Source organism: Achromobacter xylosoxidans, from assembly GCF_014490035.1.
GTDB lineage: Bacteria > Pseudomonadota > Gammaproteobacteria > Burkholderiales > Burkholderiaceae_B > Achromobacter > Achromobacter bronchisepticus_A.
On sequence record NZ_CP061008.1, the window covers coordinates 4,417,622 to 4,433,969 of the forward strand.

Annotated in this window: 15 protein-coding genes; 13 read left to right on the top strand and 2 right to left on the bottom strand. The window is 66.4% G+C overall.

Annotation, left to right across the window (positions count from 1 at the left end):
• Window positions 1–22 precede the first annotated feature (22 nt).
• A complete protein-coding gene (locus IAG39_RS20560; RefSeq protein ID WP_059380540.1) occupies window positions 23–289 on the top strand; it encodes a hypothetical protein in 267 nt (88 codons plus the stop codon).
• A gap of 7 nt (window positions 290–296) precedes the next feature.
• Here IAG39_RS20560 and IAG39_RS20565 read toward each other — a convergent pair whose 3' ends face one another.
• Complete coding sequence (locus IAG39_RS20565) at window positions 297–1,790, bottom strand: glycosyltransferase family 39 protein (RefSeq protein WP_118933323.1); 1,494 nt, start codon at window positions 1,788–1,790, stop codon at window positions 297–299.
• A 290-nt stretch (window positions 1,791–2,080) separates the two neighbouring features.
• Here IAG39_RS20565 and IAG39_RS20570 point away from each other — a divergent pair, with 290 nt between their 5' ends.
• From IAG39_RS20570 to IAG39_RS20605, 8 genes are all read left to right on the top strand, one after another.
• Window positions 2,081–2,815, top strand: a complete 735-nt coding sequence (locus IAG39_RS20570; RefSeq protein ID WP_059380522.1) for a FadR/GntR family transcriptional regulator — start codon at window positions 2,081–2,083, stop codon at window positions 2,813–2,815.
• A gap of 140 nt (window positions 2,816–2,955) precedes the next feature.
• Window positions 2,956–4,530: an ABC transporter substrate-binding protein gene (locus tag IAG39_RS20575; RefSeq protein ID WP_059380521.1), complete on the top strand. Its 1,575-nt coding sequence runs from the start codon at window positions 2,956–2,958 to the stop codon at window positions 4,528–4,530.
• 102 nt (window positions 4,531–4,632) lie between these two features.
• A complete protein-coding gene (locus tag IAG39_RS20580; protein ID WP_118933324.1) occupies window positions 4,633–5,640 on the top strand; it encodes an ABC transporter permease in 1,008 nt (335 codons plus the stop codon).
• Window positions 5,637–6,476 (top strand): ABC transporter permease, encoded by an 840-nt coding sequence (locus tag IAG39_RS20585; RefSeq protein WP_059380519.1) that lies wholly within the window; start codon window positions 5,637–5,639, stop codon window positions 6,474–6,476. Before IAG39_RS20580 ends, IAG39_RS20585 begins: the two co-directional genes overlap by 4 nt.
• A 9-nt stretch (window positions 6,477–6,485) precedes the next feature.
• Window positions 6,486–8,117, top strand: a complete 1,632-nt coding sequence (locus IAG39_RS20590) for an ABC transporter ATP-binding protein (RefSeq protein ID WP_059380518.1) — start codon at window positions 6,486–6,488, stop codon at window positions 8,115–8,117.
• A gap of 38 nt (window positions 8,118–8,155) precedes the next feature.
• Window positions 8,156–8,446: a cupin domain-containing protein gene (locus IAG39_RS20595; protein WP_059380517.1), complete on the top strand. Its 291-nt coding sequence runs from the start codon at window positions 8,156–8,158 to the stop codon at window positions 8,444–8,446.
• A 17-nt stretch (window positions 8,447–8,463) separates the two neighbouring features.
• On the top strand, window positions 8,464–9,528 hold the full coding sequence (locus IAG39_RS20600; RefSeq protein WP_118933325.1) for a histone deacetylase family protein: 1,065 nt from the start codon (window positions 8,464–8,466) through the stop codon (window positions 9,526–9,528).
• A 14-nt stretch (window positions 9,529–9,542) separates the two neighbouring features.
• A complete protein-coding gene (locus IAG39_RS20605; RefSeq protein WP_118933326.1) occupies window positions 9,543–10,430 on the top strand; it encodes a DMT family transporter in 888 nt (295 codons plus the stop codon).
• A gap of 9 nt (window positions 10,431–10,439) precedes the next feature.
• Here IAG39_RS20605 and IAG39_RS20610 read toward each other — a convergent pair whose 3' ends face one another.
• On the bottom strand, window positions 10,440–11,465 hold the full coding sequence (locus IAG39_RS20610) for a LacI family DNA-binding transcriptional regulator (RefSeq protein ID WP_118933327.1): 1,026 nt from the start codon (window positions 11,463–11,465) through the stop codon (window positions 10,440–10,442).
• A 132-nt stretch (window positions 11,466–11,597) separates the two neighbouring features.
• Here IAG39_RS20610 and IAG39_RS20615 point away from each other — a divergent pair, with 132 nt between their 5' ends.
• Genes IAG39_RS20615 through IAG39_RS20630 form a run of 4 tightly spaced genes read left to right on the top strand, consistent with a single transcriptional unit; the run spans window position 11,598 to window position 16,344 of the window.
• A complete protein-coding gene (locus tag IAG39_RS20615) occupies window positions 11,598–12,140 on the top strand; it encodes a TRAP transporter small permease (protein ID WP_118933328.1) in 543 nt (180 codons plus the stop codon).
• A gap of 42 nt (window positions 12,141–12,182) precedes the next feature.
• A complete protein-coding gene (locus IAG39_RS20620; protein WP_118933329.1) occupies window positions 12,183–13,463 on the top strand; it encodes a TRAP transporter large permease in 1,281 nt (426 codons plus the stop codon).
• A gap of 23 nt (window positions 13,464–13,486) precedes the next feature.
• On the top strand, window positions 13,487–14,503 hold the full coding sequence (locus IAG39_RS20625; RefSeq protein ID WP_059380511.1) for a TRAP transporter substrate-binding protein: 1,017 nt from the start codon (window positions 13,487–13,489) through the stop codon (window positions 14,501–14,503).
• A 59-nt stretch (window positions 14,504–14,562) separates the two neighbouring features.
• The gene (locus IAG39_RS20630) at window positions 14,563–16,344 is read left to right on the top strand and encodes an IlvD/Edd family dehydratase (protein ID WP_059380510.1); all 1,782 of its coding nucleotides are present in this window, start codon (window positions 14,563–14,565) and stop codon (window positions 16,342–16,344) included.
• Window positions 16,345–16,348 lie beyond the last annotated feature (4 nt).

The following is a 16,348-nucleotide window of genomic DNA, read 5'->3' on the forward strand; positions in this document are numbered from 1 at the left end:
GATGCACAACAAGGAAACCATCATGGGCACTGAACTGGACGGCCGCCTGCTCGCCATGCGCCAGGCGCTGGCGATCGCCATCGCCCTCTCGACCCGCAGCAGCCCCCAAGCCACCGACATGGCGCTGGAGCTGCTCAATGACCTGAAGGCAAGCATGGACAACACCCCTTCGGACAGCCCGTTCGAGAAACCGGAATGGGTGGCGGGCGCGCACGATGAACTGGACGGCATCGCGCGGCTGGTGCGCGCCTTCACGCAGACGCCCGAACCGGACGACGAGGCGCAGTAGTCTGCCCCTAGGGGCCACGCGCGGCAGACGCCGCGCCGCAAAGCCGGGAGGCCGGCGTCACGCGCCAGTGCAGGCCCGGAAAATCCTGGCCGACTGCGACGAACCCCGCTCCGAGCGTTCTCGGTTCCAGCTCCAGTTCCAACGCGCCGCAAGCCTCGGCCACCTCCTTCGGCACCCAGGGACTGAAACGGAGCTGTCCATCTATCAGCACCAGCGGCTGTTCGGGCAGCCTCAGGGCCAGCGCGCCGGCTTCGGCGGGCGGGCCCGATATCACCGTGACGGGTCCGCCCAGCGCGGCCTTGGCGGGTTCATGCAAGGCCCGGGCCAGCGCCCGGGAATCGAAATAGCGCCAGTCCGACGCCTTGCGCACAAGCCCCGCCCCGCCCGGGGACGTCAGCCCGACCCGGACCATCAACAGCGCCTGGACCAAAGCGAACACCAGTACGGCATCGCGCGGCCGCACGCGCTCCCAGACGCCGCCACGCGCCAGCTCCATCATCGCGGGCGCCACGAATAGCAGATAAGGCGTGCCCCAGTGCAGTTGCACATGGGAACCGCTGGCAAGCGTCATGACGCTGACGAACACCAGTGGCGTAAAGCCGAACGACAGCAGGATGGCGCGGCCAGCATCGCGCGGCGGCGCCTCCGTCTTCACAGCGGCCACGGTTGAGCGGCGGCGGGCCAGCCACCACAAGACGCCCAGGAACACCCACGCAGGCAGCGCGCGGTTCAGCATCTGATCGCCCCACCACCGCGCCACTTCCGCCACGCGTTGGGCCCAAGGCAGGCCAGCGGCCAGCGATGAGTTCATTGCGTAGTTCAGGGGCTCGAAACCGTTGTAGGCCAGCCAGCAGAGATGCGGCGCGAAGACCGCCAGCGCGGTCAGCGCCGCCACCTGCAGCCCGAACCGGTGCATGGAATCGCGCCAGCCGCGCTGGCTCAGCCAAAAGACCAGCACGGCGGCGCCCGCCACCGCGCTCTGGTATTTGGATAGCGCGCCCAGACCCAGGCTGGCGCCCAGCACGATCCACCACCCGATCCGGCGCGTGGTCCAGGCTTTCCAGCACGCGACGGCACAGCCCACCGCCAGGGGAATCAGTACGATCTCGTGGTTGTAGAAATGCAGGCGGCCGTTGTAGAAGGTGATGCACAGGCCGGCCAGCAACGCCGCCCGCGCATGACCACTGCCGCGCATGCGCCGCAGCCAGCGCCACAACAACGCGAAAGCGCCCAGGGTGCAGAGCGCGCCGGCGATGTAGCTGGTCCACGCCGACCAGCCCAGCAATTGCACCGCTGGCCACAGCAACCAGGTCGGTAGCGGCGGATGCTTGTAATAGCCCCATTCCAGGCTGCGTACCCAGGTCAGTTGCTCGATGTTGTCGGTGGGCGGCACCAAGGTCGCCCTGTCCAGCAGCGTCAACCACGCCAGTGCGTACACCGCCATGCCCGCGCCGATCCACCAGCCCTCGGGCCGGAACGCCCGCTTCGTCACTTCCCGCACTTCCTACCCCTTCCTGCCGGCGCAGCGCACTGCCTTGCTTCACGCCCGTTATCGGGCGCAACGGAGTATGGGATGGCGCGGGTTCGCAACAGCGTTGTTTCTGTGCGGATTTGTCTGGAAACTGTAAAGCGCGCCAGGCATTCCTAACTGGCCTGACCACCTTAAAGAAAGAGGTGGAATCCCTGTGATCGTTTTCCCTTGAATTGGAAAATTTCCCTTCATATTCAAGGATCAGATGCCTATATTTGGTGGCCTGACCACTTGGCTCCAAGTTCCCGCCCCCACCGTCGATGAACACCTTCCAAGCTGCCGCCGTCACCCGCCTGTACCGCGTCATCGCCGACCAGATCGCCGGCCGGATTCGGGCCGGAGAATTCCCTCGCGGCGGGCGCCTGCCTTCCGAGCGGGAGCTGGCTGAACAACTGCAGGTCAGCCGCGCGTCGATCCGCGAGGCTTTGATCGCGTTGGAAATTGAAGGCTATGTCGAAGTGCGTGTAGGCACCGGAGTATTCGTCACCGCCTCCCGGGAAGCCTCCGCCCCCGCCACGTACGCCACGCCGGGACAGGACGGCATCGGCCCGTTCGACCTGCTCGAAGCGCGCATGCTGATCGAACCCGAGTGCGCCGGCATGGCCGCGCAGCATGGGTCGCCCGCCCAGATTGCCGCCATCCGCGATGCCCACGAGGGCATGTCGCTGGGCAACTCGCCCGGCCGCCACGACCGCGAATTCCACAACGCCATTGCCGCGGCTTGCGGCAACGCCGCGGTAGCGGCCTCGGTCGCCCATCTGTGGGACTTGACGCAGACCAGCCCCGTGTACAGCCGCATGGAGGATTACTTCGTCGATACCAAGGTCTGGGCCATCGCCCATGCCGAGCACCAGCGCATCCTGACGGCCATCCAGGCGCGCGACCCGATCCGCGCGCGGCACGCCATGCATGCGCATCTGCTGGGCATCCTGGCGCGCCTGCGGGAAGACTTTGGCGACGAGAACGGCGCTCCGCAATGGTGCGCGGCGCGCTGAAGAGCACCTGTACGAAGCATTGTTGTAGCGGCTCCACCCGTAGTACCCCTGAAAACACAGGTGGCATGAGGTTTGCTTGCCAGTGCACGGCATCCGCGACGCGGACACCTGTCAGACCCTTTCCAGCCCGGAGGCTCGCAGTGAAATCGAAGAAATGGTTCTCCCTAAGCATCGGCGCACTGGTCCTCGCGGCCGCGCTGCCCGCCACGCAAGCGCTGGCGCAGACCAAGGGCGGCACGCTGAACATGATCGTCCAGCCCGAACCGCCGGTGATCGTCACCGCCATCAATCAGCAGGGTCCCACGCAATTCGTCGCCGGCAAGATCTACGAGAGCCTGCTGACCTACTCCACCGACCTGAAGCCCCAGCCCGGCCTCGCCAAGTCCTGGGACGCCTCGGCCGACGGCCTGTCCTACACCTTTCACCTGCAGGACAACGTCAAGTGGCATGACGGCAAGCCCTTCACCTCCGAGGACGTGGTCTTCTCGCTGGCGGACATGCTGCCCAAGACCCACGCGCGCGCCCGCGTGATCCTGAACAAGTTCGTGGAATCGGTGCAGGCGCCGGACGCCAAGACGGTGGTCGTCAAGCTGAAGACGCCCTTCCCCGCCTTCATGCTGATGTTCGAGCCGGGCTTTGCGCCCATGATGCCCAAGCACATCTATGCGGGCACCGACTACATGACCAACCCTGCCAACCAGAAGCCGGTCGGCACGGGTCCGTTCATGTTCAAGGAATGGAAGCGCGGCGAATACATCAAGCTGACCCGCAACCCCGACTACTGGAAGCCCGGCAAGCCGTATCTGGATGAACTGGTGTTCAACGTCATCCCCGACTCGGCCTCGCGCGCGGTGGCTTTCGAGCGCGGCAGCGTGGACGTGCTGCGCGGCGGCGACGTGGACAACGTCGACATCAAGCGCCTGCGCGCCCTGCCCAAGGTCGAGTACACGACGGCTGGCTGGGAGATGTTCTCGCCCCAGGCCTACCTGATCTTCAACATGCGCAAGCCGCCCTTCGACAACCTGAAGGTGCGCCAGGCGGTGATGGCGGCCATCAACCGCAACATGGTGGTCAACAACATTTTCTTCGGCCTGGGCAAGGTGTCCACCAGCCCCTTCGTCACCACCGAGATGTTCTACGACAAGAACATGCCGCCGCTGGCGTTCGACATGAAGAAGGCGCGCGCGCTGATCAAGGAATCCGGCATCAAGCCCGAGGACTACACGATCCGCCAACTGAGCTTCCCCTACGGCTCCACCTGGGACCGCCTGGGCGAATACACCAAGCAGGCGCTGGAGCAATTGGGCTTCAAGGTCAACCTGGAAGCCACCGACGCCGGCGGCTGGGCCAGCCGCACCGGCAACTGGGACTTCGACATGACGACCACCTTCACCTACCAGTACGGCGACCCCGCGCTGGGCGTGCAGCGGCTCTATATCTCGTCGAACATCGTCAAGGGTTCGCCCTTCGCCAACGTGCAGGGCTACAGCAACCCGGAGACCGACAAGCAATGGGAGGCGGCCGCGTCCGAGGTTGACCCCGCCAAGCGCCAGGAGCTCTACAGCAAGCTGCAGACCACGCTGGTCAACGAGATCGCCAACGGCTTCCTGGTGGACATGGAGTTCCCCACGCTCTACCGCGGCAACGTGAAGAATCTGGTCAAGACCGCCATCGGCCTGAACGAGAGCTTCGACGACGTGTACATCGAGAAGTAAGCGCCGCAGGACGCCGCCGCGGCAGGCCTGCCGCGGCGGCGGATGCCGGCCGGACTACGGCTGCCCCAGGCAGGCCGCGCCCGACCAGAGAGGACCCCGAGCATGAAATTCCTGTCTTTCCTTGTTTCCCGCATCGGCAAGGCCCTGGTGGTCGTGCTGGGCGTGGTGATCATCAATTTCTTCCTGATCCGCCTGGCTCCCGGCGACCCCGCCGCCGTGCTGGCAGGCCAGGCCGGCGCGGGCGACGCCGCCTACGTCGAACAATTGCGCGTGGCGTTCGGCCTGGACAAGCCCATCCTGACCCAGCTGATGCTGTACCTGAAGGGCGTGGTGCAGCTGGACCTGGGTTTCTCGTACCGCAACCATGTGCCGGTGCTGGACCTGATCCTGGAACGGCTGCCGGCCACCTTCCTGCTGATGTCCTGCGCCTTCGTGTTTTCCATCGTGCTGGGCGTCTTCCTGGGCGTGGTGGCGGCCAAGGCCCGCTACCGCAACAAGCGCCGCTGGATCGACAGCTCGGTCATGACGGGCGCCCTGGTGCTGTATGCCACGCCGCTGTTCTGGTTGTCGCTGATGGGCATTCTGCTGTTCTCGGTGGTGCTGGGCTGGCTGCCGGCCTTCGGCATGGAGACCGTGGGCGCCAACCTGAAGGGTTGGGCGCGCGCAGCCGACATTGCCCAGCACCTGATCCTGCCCACCGTGACGCTGGGCTGCTTCTTCATGGCGGTCTACGTGCGGCTGACCCGCGCCTCCATGCTGGAAGTGATAGGCATGGATTTCGTGAAGACGGCGCGCGCCAAGGGCGTAAGTCCCGGCCGCGTGATCCGCGCCCACGTGCTGCGCAATGCGCTGCTGCCTGTCATTACCTTCGCCGGCATCCAGTTGGGGCAGATGGCGGGCGGCGCGGTACTGACCGAAACCGTGTTCGCATGGCCCGGCATAGGCAGGCTGATGTTCGACGCGCTGCTGCAGCGCGACTACCAGCTGCTGCTGGGCATCTTCCTGGTCACCTCCATCATGGTGGTGGTGTTCAACCTGCTGACCGACGTGCTGTACCGACTCATCGATCCGCGCATCGGCGCGGGCGCGCAGCAAGGAGCCGCCGCATGAAGTCATTTGCCCGGCGCTACATGCGCAATTACGGAGCGGTGGCCGGACTGGCCATCATGCTGGTCGTGATCGTCGTGGCCCTGGCCGCGCCGCTGCTGTATGAAGAATCCCCCTGGATGATGGTGGCCGACCCGCTGATTCCGCCCTTCACCAATGCCGACTACCCCTTCGGCACCGACATGCTGGGCCGCGACATCACGGCCGGGCTGGTCTGGGGCGCCCGGGTCTCGTTGATGGTGGGTCTCTTGTCCACCGCCGTGGCGCTGGTGTTCGGCATCGTGGTGGGCTCGGTGGCGGGTTACTGCGGCGGCCGGGTGGACGACGCGCTGATGCGCTTCACGGAGTTCTTCCAGACCATCCCGCAGCTGGCCATGGCCGTGGTGCTGGTGGCGATCCTGAGCCCGTCCGTCTACTCCATCATGGGCGCCATCGCGGTCGTCTCCTGGCCGCCGGCTGCGCGGCTGGTGCGCTCCGAATTCATGACGCTCAAGCAGCGCGAGTTCGTGCAGGCCGCCATCGTCATCGGGCAGACGCCAGCCCGCATCGTCGGCACCCAGATCCTGCCCAACGCCATGTCGCCCATCATCGTGTCGGCGTCCTTCATGGTCGCCACCGCGATCCTGACGGAATCCTCGCTGTCCTTCCTAGGTTTGGGCGACCGCAACCTGATGAGCTGGGGCTTCATGATCGGCGCGGCCCGCACCATGATCCGCGAAGCCTGGTGGATGAGCGTCTGGCCCGGCGTCGCGATCCTGCTGACGGTGCTGGCCATCAACCTGATCGGCGAAGGCCTGAACGACGCCCTCAACCCGCAGCTGCGCAAGCGCGGCGAATAGGAGGACGGCATGAACGCATCCCCCCCTCTGCTTTCCATCCAGAACTTGAGCATCGCCCTGCCCAAGGGCGGCGACCGCCCCTATGCGGTCCAGGACGTGTCCTACGACATCCGCGCCGGCGAAATCCTCTGCATCGTCGGCGAATCGGGCTCGGGCAAGTCCATGAGCGCCAACGCCATCATGGGCCTGCTGCCCGACTACCTGACGCCGCAGCAGGGCCGCATCCTGTTCCGCGGCCAGGACCTGCTGCGGCAGGACGAAGCCACGCTGCAGGCCATGCGCGGCAAGGACATGGCGATGATCTTCCAGGAGCCCCTGTCGGCTCTCAACCCGCTGATGACGGTAGGCGAGCAGATCAGCGAAGTCATGCGCGTGCACAACGCCTATCCGGGCGCGCAGCGCATGGCACGCACGCTGGAGCTGCTGGCCTTCGTGGGGCTGCCCGACCCCGCCACGCTCTACCACGTCTATCCGTTCCGGCTGTCGGGCGGCCAGCGCCAGCGCGTGATGATCGCCATGGCCTTGGCGCTCGAGCCCGCGCTCCTGATCGCCGACGAACCCACCACCGCGCTGGACGTCACCACCCAGGCGCAAATCCTGGCGTTGATCGCCCGCATCCAGAAAGAGAAAGGCATGGGCGTGATGTTCGTCACCCATGACTTCGGCGTGGTGGCCGAAATCGCCCACCGGGTCGCCGTCATGGAAAAAGGCATCCTGGTCGAACAGGGGCCGGCCGAGGAGGTACTGAACCGCCCCCGCCACCCCTACACGCAACGGCTGATCGCGGCCGTGCCGCATCGCCGCGGCGCCGAGCGCGAGTCCGCCGCGCACGACCAGCCCGTGCTGGACGTGCGGGACTTGAAGAAGACCTACGTGGTGGGCCGCGGCTGGCTGGGCGGCAAGCGCGAGGTGCATGCGGTGGACGGCGTCAGCTTCAGCGTGCGGCGCGGCGAGACGCTGGGCATCGTGGGCGAATCGGGCTCCGGCAAGTCCACCATCGGCAAATGCCTGCTCAAGCTGGTGGGCATCAACGGCGGCCAGCTGATCTTCAACGGCCAGGACATTGCGGCCATGCCGGAATCGCGCTTCCGGCCGCTGCGCCACGATATCCAGATGATCTTCCAGGATCCGTTCGCCTCGCTCAACCCGCGCCATACCGTGGGCCGCATCATCAGCGACGGTCCCGTCGCCAACGGCGTGCCGCGCGCGCAGGCCGAGGCGCGGGTGCGCGAGCTGCTGTCGCTGGTCGGGCTGGACCCTTCCGCCTTCGACCGCTATCCCAACCAGTTTTCCGGCGGACAGCGCCAGCGCATCGGCATCGCACGCGCGCTGGCGCTGGAGCCCAAGGTGCTGGTGGCCGACGAATCAGTGTCGGCGCTGGACGTCTCGGTTCAGGCGCAGGTGCTGCAGCTATTGCACGATTTGCAGCAACGCCTGAAGATTGCGCTGGTCTTCATTACCCACGATTTGCGCGTGGCGGCCCAGATCTGCAATTCCGTTCTGGTCATGCATCGCGGCAAGGTGGTCGAGTACGGCTCGCCCGCGCAGATCTTCGACAACCCGCAACACGCCTATACGCGGCAGCTGATCGCCGCGGTCCCCGGCCAGCATTGGGACCCGACCAAGGCGCAAGCGGCCTGAAGCGCACAAGAATATTCATACCCCCAAGGAGAAGCTCCATGCAACGCCCCGCCGCCATACCGACCGTGCAGATCGACAATGACATGGTCACCGTCACCGAATGGCGCTTCCCGCCCGGCGGCGAAACGGGATGGCACCGCCATGGCATGAACTACGTGGTGGTCCCGCAGACCACCGGCCCGCTCTTGCTGGACACGCCCGACGGCGAAATCACCAGCCAGCTCACCGCCGGCGTGGCCTACTACCGGCCCGTGGGCGTAGAGCACAACGTGATCAATCCCAGCGACACGGAATTCGTGTTCGTCGAAATCGAACTCAAGCACGCATAACGCCAGCGAGGGCAGCCATGAAGGCGTTTTTCTCGGAAGAGCAGCTGCTGCATACGCCGCAGCAATTCATGCGGCTTGGGCGCATCAGCGCGCCCACCGATCTGCCGGCGCGGGCGGAAAGCCTGCAAGGCGCGCTGGCCGCGCGCGGCATCCGCGTTCAAGCGCCGGCGGACTACGGCCGCAAGCCGCTGCAGGACATCCATAGCCCGGACTACCTGGACTATCTGGAAACGGCCTATGCGCGCTGGCAGGCCTTGCGCTCGCCTGCCATGGACCCAGGCCCCGAGGTGCTGCCCAATCTTTCGCCTTACTACAACGGCCGCGTCGAGCTGGCTGGCCGCGGCCCCTGCCCGTCGCCCTCCATCGTGGCGCAGACCGGCTACTACCTGAGCGACCTGTCCTGCCCCATCGGGCCGCAGACCTGGCGCTCGGCGCTGCGCTCCACGCACAGCGCGGTGGCGGCCGCCGACCACGTCGCCAGCACCGGGAGCATGGCCTACGCCTTGTGCCGGCCCTCCGGCCACCATGCCCACCGCGATCGCGCGGGAGGCTTCTGTTACCTGAACAGCAGCGCGGCCGCGGCCAGCCGGCTGCTTCAGACCTGGTCCAAGGTGGCCGTGCTGGATGTGGACGCGCACCATGGCGACGGCACGCAGAACATCTTCTATCAGCGCGGCGACGTCATGACGGTATCCCTGCACGCCGACCCCGCCGCCTACTACCCCTTCTATACCGGCTATGCGCATGAGCGCGGCTACGGCGCGGGCGAAGGCTGCAACCTGAACCTGCCGCTGCCGCACGGTTCTGGCAACGACGCCTTCCTGCGCGCGCTGGACACGGCGCTCGCCGCCCTGGACGGCTACGCGCCGCAGGCGCTGGTGCTGGCCCTGGGCTTCGACACCTACAAGGACGATCCCATCAGCGTCCTCAAGCTCGACATCGATGCCTACCGCGACATCGGCGCGCGCGTCGCCAGCCTGGGGCTGCCCACCGTGATCGTGCAGGAAGGCGGCTACATGGTCGAGGCCATCGGCCCCGCGCTGGACGCGTTCCTGCAGGGCGCGGGCCTGACGGCAGCCTGAGCCCGTCCGCCGACATGAGCTCCGTTCCCATTGCGTTACCCTCGCCGGCCGCCGCGCGCCAGACCGGCATCCTGCTGTTCTTTGCCGCGCTGGTGGCCTTCGCCACCTTCGATGCGGGGTCCAAGCACATGCTGGCCCGCTACCCCGCGCCCTTCCTGAACATCATGCGCTATTCGGCGGTGGCCGTGCTGGCGCTGGCGCTGCTGTGGCGGCACCGCGGCGGTCCGCGCCTGCGCGATGCGCCCGAAAAACCGCTGTTGATCCTGCGAGGCCTGCTGCTGGCCACGGTGGGTACCTGCTTCATGACAGCGCTGATCTGGATGCCGCTGTCGGAAGCCACGGCCATCTACTTCACCTCGCCCCTGATCATGGTGGCGCTGTCGCCCTGGCTGCTGGGCGAGCGGGTGCGACCCGCCCAGTGGATGGCGGTGGCGGCGGGCTTTGGCGGCATGCTGCTGATCGTGCGGCCAGGCGCCAACCTGCCGTGGCTGGGCACGCTGCTGATGGCGGTGTCCGCGGTCAGTTACGCGGTGTTCCAGGTGCTGACGCGCAAGCTCTCCGGCAAGGTGCCCGGACCGGTCCAGTATGCCTACACGGCCTTCATCTGCCTTGTCGTCACGGGGCTGCCGGCGCCATTCTTCCTGCCTGACCCGTGGCCGGATCTCGCCGATATGCTTTTCATCGTCGGTTTGGGCGCCTGCAGTGGATTGGCGCAGATCTTCCTGATATCCGCCTTCCAGCGCGTGGCGGCGGCGACGCTGGCGCCCCTGAACTACTTCCAGCTGCTGCTGGCGGTACTGTTCAGCACCTTCTGGTTCCAGCGTCCGCCCGATGGGCTGGCCTTGGCCGGCATGGCGCTGATCATCGCCTCCGGCGTGTTCCTGGCGCTGCGCCGGGGCTGAGGATTGCGTTCAGCTGGTCTCGCGCTGGACCAGTTTGAAGCCCAGGTCCACATGGCGCTCGGCGACGGCTTCGCCCGCCAGATGGCGCATCAACAGGTTCGCGGCCGATACGCCGATCTGGTAGCGCGGCGTGGCGATGGTCGACAGCGGCGGCGTGGTCCAGGCCGTGCCCGCCACGTCGTGGAAGCCGACGATGGCCATGCGTTCCGGCACCGGCACGCCCAGCCTTCCGCACTGGAACACCGCGCCCTGGGCCAGGTCGTCGTTGCAGAAGAACAGCGCGTCGCAGTCGGGATGGCGCGCGCGCAGCGCTTCCAGCAGCGAGGCTCCCAGGCCGATGGATGATTTCTCCGGCGTCATGATTTCCAGAGCCGGGTCATACAGGCCCGCATCCCGCAGCGCCTGGCGGCAGCCTTCGCAGCGGCGCAGCGACCGCGGATCCAGCTGCGCGCCGACGATGCCGATACGGCGGTAGCCCCGCTCCACCAGATGGCGGCCGGCGGCATAGCCGGAATCGAACTGCGAAAAGCCCACGCTCATGTGCTGGCCGCCGTCCAGCGTCTCGATCGTGTGCACGGTGGGAATGCGCTGCGTGTCCAGCAGGTCCCATACGCCCGGGTTGTGGTCGATGCCGGTCAGGATCAGGCCGTCGGGCGCGTGCTGCAGATACTTGCGCAGCAGAGCCTCCTCTTCGTCCGGCGCATAGCCGGTCACGCCGATCAGCATGTGGTAGCCGTGCCGGTCCAGCTCTTCCTTGATCCCCGCGATGATGTCGACGAACACCACGTTGCTCAGCGACGGAATCAGCGCCACGATGGTCTGCGAACGCGCCGACGCCAGCGCGCTGGCCGCATGGTTGGGCACGTAACCCAGTTCCTGGCACACCCGCGCGATGCGCAGCCGCAGTTCCTCCGCCACCTTGTCCGGCGTGCGCAACGCCCGCGATACCGTGATCGCGCTCACGCCCACGTGGCGCGCGACATCCTGCATGGTGACGCGGCCGGCGCGTGAACTGCGGGGTTTACGGATGGACATCGGTCCTCGGCATCGGTTGTTGAGCGCGTAGTCTGACGTAAAAAACTGGGGCTTGCCAAACGCAAAATGTTAGCGCTAACATTTCGCACAGCATAACCCTAAAAAATTCCGGGAAACGGATAGGAGACAAGCATGCAAGCTTCCCCCCCGGGGCGGCCTGGCGGCACGCCGCTGGCCCGCGCCGCCAATTGGTGCTTCGCGCTGCAGACCTGGCTGATGGTGGCCTGTCTGGCCGTCATGGTGGTGCTGCTGTTCGGCAACGTCGCGCTGCGCTACCTGTTCAATTCCGGCATCAACGTCTCCGACGAGATCTCCCGGCTGGCCTTCGTCTGGATGATCTTCCTGGGTTCGGTGATAGCGCTGCGCTCGCATCAGCACATCGGCGTCACCATGCTGGTGGAACGCTTCGGCCCCGCCGCCCGCCGCGCTTCGCACGTGTTCTGCCAGTTGCTGACGCTGTGGGTGCTGTGGCTGATGGCCGAGGGCAGCTGGACCCAGACCGTCATCGGCCTGGACACGGTGCTGCCTGTGACCGGCATGTCGCTGGCGGTGTTCAACGCCGCGGCGCTCTATGCGGCTGCCGCCATGGGCATCCTGACCTTGATCGATCTGGTGCGCGTCCTTGCGGGCGGGCCCTTGCCGGCGGAATCCAGCCCCGAAGACCCGCTGGTCTGACGGCTCCGCCTCCAACTCCCCCACCCCGCCCGGACGCCCGCAATGATCCTGACCGTCTTCCTGCTCGTGCTGCTGGGGCTGATCGCCCTCGGCATGCCTATCGCCTTCGCGCTGCTGCTCAGCGCGATCGCCATGATGTTCCAGCTGGACTTTTTCGATACCCAGATCCTGGCGCAGAACATGCTGTCTGGCGCCAACAGCTTCACCCTCATGGCGGTGCCGCTTTTCATGCTGGCCGGCGAACTGATGAACGCCGGCGGCATTTCGCGCCGCATCGTCAATCTGGCCAGCACCTTCGTGGGCCACATCCAGGGCGGCCTGGGCTATGTCGCCATCTTCGCCAGCGTGCTGCTGGCCGCGCTGTCCGGCTCGGCCGTGGCCGACGCCGCGGCGCTGGGCTCGCTGCTCATTCCCATGCTGCGCGAAAGAGGCTACGACGCGGGCCAGGCCTCGGGGCTGATCGCGGCCGGCGGCATCATCGCGCCCATCATTCCGCCCTCGATCTCGTTCATCATCTTCGGCGTCGCCACCAACGTGTCGATCACCAAGCTGTTCTTCGCCGGCATCGCGCCCGGGCTGATGATGGGCCTGACCCTGGTTGCGGTCTGGACCTGGGTGGCGCGCAAGCACGGCAGCATCAAGCCCTCGCCGCGCGAGCCGTGGAGCAAGCGCTGGAAGGCGCTGCGCGAATCGCTGTGGGCCCTGATGTTGCCCGTCATCATCATCGGCGGCCTGCGCGGCGGCATCTTCACGCCGACCGAGGCAGCCGTCGTCGCCGCGGTCTACGCGTTGCTGGTGAGCCTGTTCGTCTACCGGGAAATCAGCGTGCGCGACCTGGCGCCGCTCTTCATCAACGCCGCCAGTACCACCGCCATCGTCATGTTCCTGGTGGCCGCCGCCATGGTCTCGTCCTACATGATCACCCTGGCCGACATGCCGCAGGACCTGATCGCGTTGCTGGAACCCGTACTGGACCAGCCCAAGCTGCTGATGTTCGCCCTGCTGGTGCTGCTGACGCTGGTAGGCACGGTGATGGACCTGACGCCCACCATCCTGATCCTGGCGCCGGTGCTGATGCCTGTGGTCACCAAGGCCGGGATCGACCCGGTCTATTTCGGCGTGATGTTCGTCATGGTGGGTTGCGTGGGCCTGCTGACGCCGCCGGTGGGCACCGTGCTCAACGTGGTCTGCGGCGTCGCCCGCATCAATATGGAAACCATCTGCAGGGGCGTGTGGCGCTACGTCGTCGCCTACACGCTGCTGCTGGTCCTGCTGGTGATCTTCCCCGAGCTGATCACCGTCCCCGCACGCTGGATGCATTAGAAAAACCCCCAAGGAGGAGCACCATGATCACCCGTTTCAAGACCCGCATGCTTGTCCTGGCGACGGCGCTGTCCTGCGCTATCGCCGGCGTCGCGTCCGCCGCCGACGTCAAACCGCGCCTGATCCGTTTCGGCTACGGCCTGAACGAGGAAAGCGTCCAGGGACGCGCCGCGCGCCACCTGGCGCAGGAGCTGGAAAAAATCAGCGGCGGCAAGCTCAAGATGAAGACCTTCGGCTCGGCCAACCTGGGCTCGGACGAACAGATGCAAAGCGCGCTGGTGGGCGGCGTGCAGGAAATGATGGTGGGATCCACCGCGCCCCTGGCCGGCATGGTCAAGGAGTTCGGCGTGTTCGACCTGCCCTTCCTCTTCAACAGCGAAAAGGAAGCGGACGCCGTGCTGGACGGCCCGATGGGTCAGGACATGCTGAAGAAGCTGGAAGCCAAGGGCATCGTCGGCCTGGTCTATTGGGAAAACGGCTTTCGCAACATGACCAATTCCAAGCGCCCCATCGCGCGCGCGGAAGACCTGCAAGGCATCAAGCTGCGCGTGATGCAGAACCAGATCGCGCTGGGCGTCTTCAACACGCTGGGCGCCAACGCCGTGCCCATGCCGTTCTCCGAACTGTTCACCGCGCTGGAAACCCGCACCGTGGACGGCCAGGAAAACCCCATCACCACCATCCAGAGCAGCAAGTTCTACGAGGTGCAGCCCTATCTGACCATTACTCGCCACGTCTACACGCCCTGGGTGGTGCTGGCGTCCAAGAAATGGTGGGACACCCTGTCGCCGGAAGAACAGAAGCTGATCCGCCAGGCCGCAGCATCCTCGCGCGACTTTGAACGCCAGGACAGCCGCGCCGATTCGCAGAAGGCCATGACCACGCTGGAGAAGGCTGGCATGAAGATCAATACGGTATCGCCCGAAGAGATCGCGCGCATGCGCCAGAAGGTGCAGCCGGTGGTCGACAAGTACACGCAGGACCTCGGCCCCGAGCTGGTCAAGCAGCTCAACGACGAAATCCAGAAGGCGCGCAACTAGGCCTTTTGCGGCCCGGACGCGCGCCGGGCCGCCACGCAACCGCTGTAAACGAGAATCCCATGTCCCAGACTCCCCGCAAACTGCGCAGCCAGAAGTGGTTCGATGATCCGGCGCACGCCGACATGACGGCCATCTATGTCGAGCGCTATCTCAACTACGGCCTGACGCGCCAGGAACTGCAATCGGGGCGGCCGATCATCGGCATCGCCCAGACCGGCAGCGACCTGGCGCCCTGCAACCGGCATCATCTGGCGCTGGCCGAGCGCATCAAGGCCGGCATCCGCGACGCGGGCGGCATCCCCATGGAGTTTCCCGTGCACCCGCTGGCCGAACAGGGCCGGCGCCCCACCGCCGCGCTGGACCGCAACCTGGCCTACCTCGGCCTGGTCGAGATCCTGCACGGCTATCCGCTGGACGGCGTGGTCCTGACGACCGGTTGCGACAAGACCACGCCCGCCTGCCTCATGGCCGCGGCCACCGTCGACATTCCCGCCATCGTGCTGTCCGGCGGACCGATGCTGGACGGCTGGCACGACGGCCAGCGCGTCGGCTCCGGCACCGTCATCTGGCATGCGCGCAACCTGATGGCCGCGGGCAAGCTGGACTACGAAGGCTTCATGACGCTGGCCACGGCGTCGTCGCCATCCATCGGCCACTGCAACACCATGGGCACGGCGCTGTCGATGAACTCGCTGGCCGAAGCGTTGGGCATGTCGCTGCCCACCTGCGCCAGCATTCCCGCGCCCTACCGCGAACGCGGCCAGATGGCCTACGCCACCGGGCTGCGCATCTGCGACATGGTGCGCGAGGACTTGCGCCCGTCCCATATCCTGACGCGCCAGGCTTTCGAGAACGCCATCGTCGTGGCCTCGGCGCTGGGCGCCTCCAGCAACTGCCCGCCGCATCTCATCGCCATCGCCCGCCACACTGGCATAGACCTGAGCCTGGACGACTGGCAGCGCTTGGGCGAAGACGTGCCGCTGCTGGTCAACTGCGTGCCTGCGGGCGAGCATCTGGGCGAGGGCTTTCACCGCGCGGGCGGCGTCCCGGCGGTGTTGCATGAACTGGCGGCGGCCGGCCGCCTGCATACCGATTGCGGCACCGTGTCCGGCAAGACCATCGGCGAGATCGCGGCCACGGCCAAGACCAACAATGCCGATGTCATCCGCAGCTGCGACGCGCCGCTCAAGCACCGCGCGGGATTCATCGTCCTGTCCGGCAATTTCTTCGACAGCGCGATCATCAAGATGTCGGTCGTGGGCGAAGCCTTCCGCCGCGCCTACCTGTCGGAGCCCGGTTCGGAGAACGCCTTCGAAGCGCGTGCCATCGTCTTCGAAGGCCCGGAGGACTACCACGCGCGCATCGAAGACCCTGCCCTGAACATCGACGAGCATTGCATCCTGGTGATTCGCGGCGCCGGCACCGTGGGCTACCCGGGCAGCGCCGAAGTGGTCAACATGGCCCCGCCCTCGCATCTGCTCAAGCGCGGCATAGACTCGCTGCCCTGCCTGGGCGACGGCCGCCAGAGCGGCACCTCGGCCAGCCCGTCCATCCTGAACATGTCTCCGGAGGCTGCGGTGGGCGGAGGCCTGGCGCTATTGCGCACGGGCGACCGCATCCGTGTCGACCTGAACCAGCGTTCGGTCACCGCGCTGGTGGACGAAGCCGAAATGGAACGCCGCAAGCTGGAACCGCCGTACCAGGCGCCGGCTTCGCAGACGCCCTGGCAAGAACTCTACCGGCAATTGGTCGGTCAGCTTTCGACCGGCGGCTGCCTGGAGCCTGCGACGCTGTACCTGAAAGTGGTGGAAACGCGGGGCGATCCCCGCCATTCGCACTGACGCT